Source organism: Methylobacterium sp. WL9 (assembly GCF_008040035.1).
GTDB lineage: Bacteria > Pseudomonadota > Alphaproteobacteria > Rhizobiales > Beijerinckiaceae > Methylobacterium > Methylobacterium thuringiense.
In genome coordinates this window covers 230,630-238,051 of sequence record NZ_VRVE01000001.1, presented here as the reverse complement: position 1 = coordinate 238,051, position 7,422 = coordinate 230,630, and the positions used below count along the sequence as shown (strand labels likewise).

Here is a 7,422-nt window from a genome sequence, read left to right as displayed (position 1 = left end):
GGCATGGGCGGGGGCGAGGTCGGTGGCGAGCGCGAGGCCCACCGTCTGCGTGGTGTGGAGCCCAGCCCCGACGAGGAGGAAGGCGAGTGCGGCCGCCACGTGGCCGACCCAGTGCGGCCCGGTGGTGTCGCCGGACAGGATCAGCAGGGCGAAGGGCATGATGGCGAGGCCGCCGAACTGCAGCAGCGTGCCGAACCAGATGTAGGGAACCCGCCGCCAGCCCAGCACCGAGCGGTGCGTGTCCGAGCGGAAGCCGACGAGCGCCCGCAAAGGCGCGAAGACCAGCGGCAGCGACAGCATCACCGCGACGATCCAGGCCGGCACCTCGAGCTCGACGATCATCACCCGGTTCAGCGTGCCGATCAGCAGCACCGCAGCCATGCCAACGGTGGCTTGGAACAGCGCGAGTCTGAGCAGGCGGCCAAGGGGCAGTTCCACCGTCGCCGCGTCGGCGAAGGGGAGGATCGACGGGCCGATGCGCAGGAGCGCATCGGTGAGGGCGCGGGTCGGCTTCATGAGCGACGAAGCTCCAGCGCGTTCGACAGGTAGAAGAAGCTGTTGATCCGCTTGGTGCGCTCCACCGAGAAACGGCCCAGCGCCGATTCCTTGGCGATCAGCCGCTTCAGCCCGCCCTCGGTGACCGGCACGATCGCGGGTGCCCGGTCGCTCTTCGGGAAGAACGAGCCTGCCGCGTGCATCACGGTGAGGAGCGCGGTGCGCGGCGCCACGGTGAAGACGATCGAGCCGTCGGTGCGCAGGGCCAGTTCGGCCAGGGCGCGGACGATGTCGGTGCTGCGATAGTGGATCAGCGAATCCATCGCGACGACGTGATCGAAGCGGCCGAGCCAGGGATCGAGCATGTCGCCCACGCGAAAGTCGATCGAGCCGGGGCCGGCGATCTCCGGCAGGCGTTCACGGGCGAGGCCGACGAGCGTCGGCGAGACGTCGATGGCGACGACCTCGGCCCCGCGCCGGGCCGCTTCGACGGCAAGCGCTCCGGTGCCGCAGCCGGCATCGAGCAGGCGCTTGCCGGTCATGTCCTCCGGCAGCCACGAGAGCAGGTTCGCCCGCATGGCGTCGCGCCCGGCCCGCACCGTCGCGCGGATCTTGGAGACCGGCGCATCGGAGGTCAGGCGCGACCAGGCCTCGACCGCGGTGCGGTCGAAATAGGTGGTGAGCTGGCCGCGGCGGAGGCTGTAGGTCGAGCTGGTCATCGCGCGAAAAACCTCAATCGAACCCGAGGAACTCGAACAGGTCGCGGTCCTTCATCGGCGTGGCGAGGCATGGATCGCCGCCGGCCCAGAGCGTCTCGGCGAGTTTCATGTATTCGGCGACGACGAGGTCGCGCTCCGGCGAGGCTTCCATCTCGAACAACGTCGACTTCTTGAGGCGCGAGCGCCGGACGATGTCGAGATCGGGGAAATGGGCGAGACGCTTGAGGCCGACGGCGTCGTTGAAGCGGTCGATCTCGTCGGTCTTAGCCGAACGGTTGGCGATGACGCCGCCGAGGCGGACATTGTAGTTCTTCGACTTGGTGTGGATCGCCGCGACGATGCGGTTCATCGCGAAGATCGAGTCGAAATCGTTCGCGGTGACGATCACCGCCCGGTCGGCATGCTGGAGCGGCGAGGCGAAGCCGCCGCAGACCACGTCGCCGAGCACGTCGAAGATCACCACGTCGGTGTCTTCGAGGAGGTGATGCTCCTTGAGCAGCTTCACGGTCTGGCCGACGACGTAGCCGCCGCAACCGGTGCCGGCGGGCGGTCCGCCGGCCTCGACGCACTTCACGCCGTTATAGCCCTCGACCACGAAGTCCTCGACGCGCAGCTCTTCCGAGTGGAAGCCGACGGCTTCGAGGGCATCGATCACTGTGGGGGCGAGGCGCTTGGTGAGCGTGAAGGTCGAATCGTGCTTCGGGTCGCAGCCGATCTGTAGGACGCGCTTGCCCAGCTTCGAAAAGGCGACCGAGAGGTTCGACGACGTCGTCGACTTGCCGATGCCGCCCTTGCCGTAGACCGCGAACACCTTGGCGGTGTCGATCTTCAGGTCCGGATCGAGTTCGACCTGGAGGCTGCCCTCTTCCTTGCGTCCGATGACCGGGTTGCGAATGGCGATGTTCATGCGGCGACTCCTGCCGGGATACTTGCCGTGATGCCTTCGAGGCGGTCTTCGAGCTCTTCCTCGGCACGGTCGAGCGCGTCGCGCGTCTCCGAGTCGGGGGTCCAGAAGCCGCGGCGGTGCGCCTCGATCAGTCGCTGGGCGACCTTGGCCGAGGCGGTCGGGTTGAGCGCGGCCATGCGTTCGCGCATGGCGGGGTCGAGCACGTAGGTCTCGGTGATGCGCTGGTAGACCCAGGGCGCCACCGCGCCGGAGGTGGCCGACCAGCCCATGGTGTTGGTGAGATGCGCCTCGATCTGGCGCACGCCCTCGTAGCCGTGGCCGAGCATGCCCTCGGTCCATTTAGGGTTGAGCATGCGCGTACGGGTCTCGAGCGAGACCTGCTCGGAGAGCGAGCGCACGACGCCCTCGCCCCGGGTCTGGTCACTGATGAAGATCGGCACCGCGTCGCCCTTGGCGCGGGCCACCGCCCGGCCCATGCCGCCGAGACCGTCGAAGTAATGGTCGACGGAGGTGACGCCGACTTCGACCGAGTCGAGGTTCTGGTAGGCGAGGTCGACCTTGGCGAGCACGCTCGCCATCAGCCCGCGCTGCGCGGCGGCCTTGCCGTCGCGGCCGTAGGCGAAGCCCTTGCGGCGCGAGAAGGTCTCGGAGATCTCGTCCTCGTCCTCCCAGCGGCCGGATTCGACGAGCTGGTTGACGTTGGCGCCGTAGGTGCCCTCGGCGTTCGAGAAGACCCGGAGCGCCGCCGTCTCGATGTCGCAGCCATGCTCGGCCTGATGGGCCAGGGTGTGCTTGCGGACGAAGTTCTGCTCGACCGGCTCGTCGGCGGTGGCGGCGAGGAACGAGGCCTCGGCGAGAAGCTTCGTCTGCAGCGGCAGCAGGTCGCGAAAGATGCCGGAGAGGGTGACCACGACGTCGATGCGCGGGCGGCCGAGGGTTTCGAGCGGGATCAGCGTCGCGCCGCAGAGCCGGCCGTAGCCGTCGAAGCGGGGCGTTGCGCCGACGAGGGCCAGGGCCTGGGCGATCGGGCCGCCCTCGCTCTTCAGGTTGTCGGTGCCCCAGAGCACGATGGCGACGCTCTCGGGCAGCGGCGCACCCTCGTCGCGATAGCGGGCGAGGATGCGGTCGGCCTGCCGCCGGCCGTCGGCCACGGCGAAGGCGGAGGGGAGCCGGTAGGGGTCGAAGCCGTGGATGTTGCGGCCCGTGGGCAGAACGGACGGGTTGCGCAGCAGGTCGCCGCCGGCGACGGGGGGAATGAAGCGGCCGTCGAGCGCCCGCAGCAGGGCGGGGATCTCGTGGTCGCGTGACAGCAGTGCGTCGGTCTCGCGCAAGGCCGTGAAGGCTGCGCGGTGGGTGTCGTCGAGCGGCAGGCCGCCGGCTGAGAGGGCCGCGTCGATGCTCTCGCCGGCGACCAGGGCTTCGATGCCGGCGCGCTCGGGGATCAGGCCGTTCGAGGCCTCCGCCAGCGCGAGCAGCAGGTCGACCCGCTCTTCGGGCGGCGTGCCCTGGCCGACGACGTGCAGGCCGTGCGGGATCAGGGTGTGTTCGAGTTCGGAGATCGCGAGGCCGAGCTTCAGCACCTTGCCGCCGAGGTCGTCGGCCCAGATCGGCTCGGCCGGCACGAGGTCGAGGGCGGCGGCCTGGATCTGGATCAGCTCGGCGAGGTCGTGGCGCTCGCCTTCGGCCTCGGGCTCCAGGGCACGCCAGCGCTCGATCGAACTCTTGAGGTCGATCAGGCCGCGATAGAGTCCGGCCTGGGCGAGACTCGGCGTCATGTAGCTGACCATGGTGGCCGCGGAGCGGCGCTTGGCGATCATGCCCTCGGAGGGGTTGTTGGCGGCGTAGAGGTAGATATTCGGCAGCGATCCGATCAGCCGCTCCGGCCAGCAGGATTCGGACATCCCGGTCTGCTTGCCGGGCATGAATTCCAGCGCGCCGTGCGTGCCGAAATGCAGCACGGCGTCGGCGCGGAAATCCTCGCGCAGGTAGCGGTAGAAGGCCGAGAAGGCGTGCGTCGGCGCGAAGCCGCGCTCGAACAGCAGCCGCATCGGGTCGCCCTCGTAGCCGAAGCCCGGCTGCACGCCGACGAAGACGTTTCCGAGCTGCACGCCGAGGACGAACAGGACCGAGCCGTTGCTGTTCTGGCGGCCCGGAGCCGGCCCCCATTGCGCCTCGATCTCGGCGAGATGCCGCTCGCGACGGACGTGGTCGTCGGCGGGAATGCGGTGATGGACGTTGGCGGGCGTGCCGTAGCGGGCGGCGTTACCGGCGAGCACCGCGTTGCGCAGATCGTCGACGCTCTCCGGGATCTCGACGTCGTAGCCCTCGGCCTTGAGGCCCTTCAGGGTGTTGTGGAGCGACTGGTAGACCGAGAGGAAGGCGGCCGTGCCGATCGAGCCGGCATTCGGCGGGAAGCCGAACAGCACGATCGCGATCTTGCGCTCCGCCACGGCCTTGCGACGCAGCGACACCAGCCGCTCGACGCGGGCGGCCAGCATGTCGGCCCGCTCGGGATGGGCGCGCATGTCGCGGGCGTTCGCGCCCATCGAATTGCTCGAACGTCCGCCGAACACCATCGGCGCGGTGGCGCCGTCGAGTTCGGGGATCGCCACCATCATCGTGGCCTCGACCGGCGAGAGGCCGCGATCGGAGCCTTCCCACTGCTCGATGGTCTGGAATTCGAGCGCGTGGGCGGCGAGGTAGGGCACGTCGAGGCCGGCCAGGGTCGCCTCGGCCGCGGCCGCATCGTTGTAGGCCGGGCCGCCGACGAGGGAGAAGCCGGTGAGCGAGACCACGGCATCCACCGCCGGGCGGCCGTCGCGCGTGAAGAAGGCCTCGACCGCCGGGCGGTTGTCGAGGCCGCTGGCGAAGGCCGGCACGACGGAGAGCCCGCGGCCTTCCAGCGCCGCGATCACGCCGTCGTAATGCGCGGTGTTTCCGGCGAGCACGTAGGAGCGCATCACCAGCAGGCCGACGCGGCCCTTGCCGGCAGCAGTCACGGGAAGCCGCGAGACGTCTTCGCCGATGCGGCCGCTCATGCGCGGGTGGTAGAGGCCGGTCTCGGGGTAGCTCAGCGGCGACGCCGCTGCGGCGATCTCGCGCCAGGCTTCGCGCGGGCCGGCGGCGTAGCGGCCGACGAGGAAGCGCACGAGGTTGGCGATGTTCTCGTCCGAGCCCGAGAGCCAGTATTGCAACACGAGGAAGTAGGAGCGCAGGTCCTGCGCCTTGCCGGGGATGAAGCGCAGGATTTTTGGCAGCTTGCGGATCATCGCCATCTGCTTGGCGCCGTTGCCCTGGGCCCCCGGCTTGCCGCGCAGCTTCTTCAGGAAGTCGAGGGCGCCCGGCGTCGTCCCGTCCATGTTGAGACGGTTCATCCGCGTGGTCTTGACGATCTCGGAGGCCGAGAGCGCGCCGATCATCGCGTCGCACTGCCCGCGCCGCGCCAGCAGCGACGGCAGGATCGCCTTCACGTGCTCGTCGATGAACAGCATCGCGGAGAAGACGATGTCGGCGCGGGCGATGTCGGCCTTGCACGCTTCGAGCGCGCGCGGGTTGGTGTCCCATTCGGACGCCGCGTGGAAGTCGACCACGAGGCCCGGCATCTCGTCGCGGAGCCGCAGGCGGCCGCGCTCGAGCGCGCTCGCCATGTGGTTGTCCATCGTCACGAGGACGATGCGGAGCGTCGGGCGCTCAGCGGCCGAAATGCGCTTTGGCATCGTACAGGGTCTCGACTGTGATGATCGCGAGTTCGCGCTCGCGGGCGAAACGTTCGGTGTTCGCGCGGGCCTTGCCGCGCACGAAGAAGGGGATCTTTCGCAGTTCCTTTTCGGCGTCGGCGGCCCAGGGGGCGGGGCCGTCGATGGTGATCGATGCAGGGATCGGGGGCGCAGGCGACGGCGCGAGCGGCGGAGCAGCCGTCGCCTGCTCCACGGCGTCGGCGCTCTCCCTCGGCTTGCCGCCGAGATGCGAGGGCGCGACGCCATCGTGGAATTCGGGGTCCTCCCGGAACATGCCGAGGAGATGCTCTTCGAGGCCCATCATCAGCGGGTGGACCCAGGTGTCGAACAGGACGTTGGCGCCCTCGAAGCCCATCTGCGGCGAGTGGCGGGCCGGGAAATCCTGGACGTGGATCGGCGCCGAGATCACCGCGCAGGGCACGCCGAGGCGCTTGGCGATGTGGCGCTCCATCTGCGTGCCGAGCACCAATTCCGGCTGCGCCGCCTGGATCGCGGCCTCGACGTCGAGGTAGTCGTCGGAGATCAGCGCCTCGATTCCGTGCTCCGCCGCCTCGGCCCGGATCTCCCGGGCGAACTCACGAGAGTAGGTGCCGAGGCCGACGACCTTGAAGCCGAGTTCGGTCGCGGCGATCCGGGCGGCGGAGAGGGCATGGGTGGCGTCGCCGAAGATGAAGACGCGCTTGCCCGTGAGGTAGGTCGAGTCGACCGAGCGCGAGTACCAGGGCAGCCGCGAGGGCGCGCCGGCGAGCACCGGTGCCGGATCGACGCCGGCCAGTTTCGCGACCGCCTCGACGAAGCGCTCGGTGGCTTTCACGCCGATCGGGACGATATCGACGAAGGGCTGCTTGTGGGTCTTCTCGAGGTATTGCGCAGCGGCTTTGGCGATCTCGGGATACATCACGACGTTGAAATCCGCCGCGCTCAGCGTGCCGAGATCGGCCGGGGTGGCGCCCATCGGGGCGACCACGTTCACGTCGATGCCGAGTGCACCGAGGAGTTTGCGGATCTCGACGATGTCGTCGCGGTGGCGGAAGCCGAGGGCGGTGGGGCCGAGGATGTTGCAGATCGGCCGGCGGTTTTCACGGGGCGCGCGCTCGACCGGCTGATTGGCGAGAGCCCGGACCAACCGATAGAAAGTCTCGGAGGCGCCCCAGTTTTCCTTCTTCTGGTAGGCCGGTAGCTCCAGCGGGATCACCGGGATCGGCAGGGCCAGCGCCTTGGCGAGGCCGCCCGGATCGTCCTGGATCAGCTCCGCCGTGCAGGACGCGCCGACGATCATCGCCTGCGGCTGGAAGCGCTCGTAGGCTTTCGCGACGGCGTTCTTAAAGATCTCGGCGGTGTCGCGGCCGAGGTCCTGAGCCTGGAAGGTGGTGTAGGTGACGGGCGGGCGGGCATCGCGCCGCTCGATCATCGTGAAGAGCAGGTCGGCGTAGGTGTCGCCCTGAGGCGCGTGCAGCACGTAGTGCAGGCCCTTCATCGCCGTGGCGATGCGCATCGCGCCGATATGGGGAGGCCCCTCGTAGGTCCAGACGGTGAGCTGCATCAGGAGCGCTCCCCACCGAAG

At 69.2% G+C, this 7,422-nt stretch carries 5 protein-coding genes; all 5 read right to left on the bottom strand.

Annotation, left to right across the window (positions count from 1 at the left end; translation table 11 throughout):
• A partial coding sequence (locus tag FV217_RS01070) for a PucC family protein (protein ID WP_147813389.1) occupies nt 1-516 on the bottom strand: 516 nt, incomplete at its 3' end.
• On the bottom strand, nt 513-1,214 hold the full coding sequence (bchM, locus tag FV217_RS01065; protein WP_147813386.1) for a magnesium protoporphyrin IX methyltransferase: 702 nt from the start codon (nt 1,212-1,214) through the stop codon (nt 513-515). The genes FV217_RS01070 and bchM, both read right to left, overlap by 4 nt.
• 13 nt (nt 1,215-1,227) lie before the next feature.
• Nucleotides 1,228-2,121 carry a ferredoxin:protochlorophyllide reductase (ATP-dependent) iron-sulfur ATP-binding protein gene (gene bchL / locus FV217_RS01060; protein WP_147813384.1) on the bottom strand — a complete coding sequence of 298 codons (894 nt, stop codon included), beginning with the start codon at nt 2,119-2,121 and terminating at the stop codon, nt 1,228-1,230.
• Complete coding sequence (locus tag FV217_RS01055; RefSeq protein ID WP_147813382.1) at nt 2,118-5,837, bottom strand: magnesium chelatase subunit H; 3,720 nt, start codon at nt 5,835-5,837, stop codon at nt 2,118-2,120. The genes bchL and FV217_RS01055 overlap by 4 nt, the downstream gene beginning before the upstream one ends.
• A complete protein-coding gene (gene bchB / locus FV217_RS01050) occupies nt 5,812-7,401 on the bottom strand; it encodes a ferredoxin:protochlorophyllide reductase (ATP-dependent) subunit B (RefSeq protein ID WP_147813380.1) in 1,590 nt (529 codons plus the stop codon). The genes FV217_RS01055 and bchB overlap by 26 nt, the downstream gene beginning before the upstream one ends.
• Between the last annotated feature and the right edge of the window lie 21 nt (nt 7,402-7,422).

Coding starts and splice junctions, on each gene's coding strand:
- bchM (WP_147813386.1), bottom strand. CDS start 1,214: ATGACCAGCTCGACCTACAGCCTCCGCCGCGGCCAGCTCACCACCTAT.
- bchL (WP_147813384.1), bottom strand. CDS start 2,121: ATGAACATCGCCATTCGCAACCCGGTCATCGGACGCAAGGAAGAGGGC.
- FV217_RS01055 (WP_147813382.1), bottom strand. CDS start 5,837: ATGCCAAAGCGCATTTCGGCCGCTGAGCGCCCGACGCTCCGCATCGTC.
- bchB (WP_147813380.1), bottom strand. CDS start 7,401: ATGCAGCTCACCGTCTGGACCTACGAGGGGCCTCCCCATATCGGCGCG.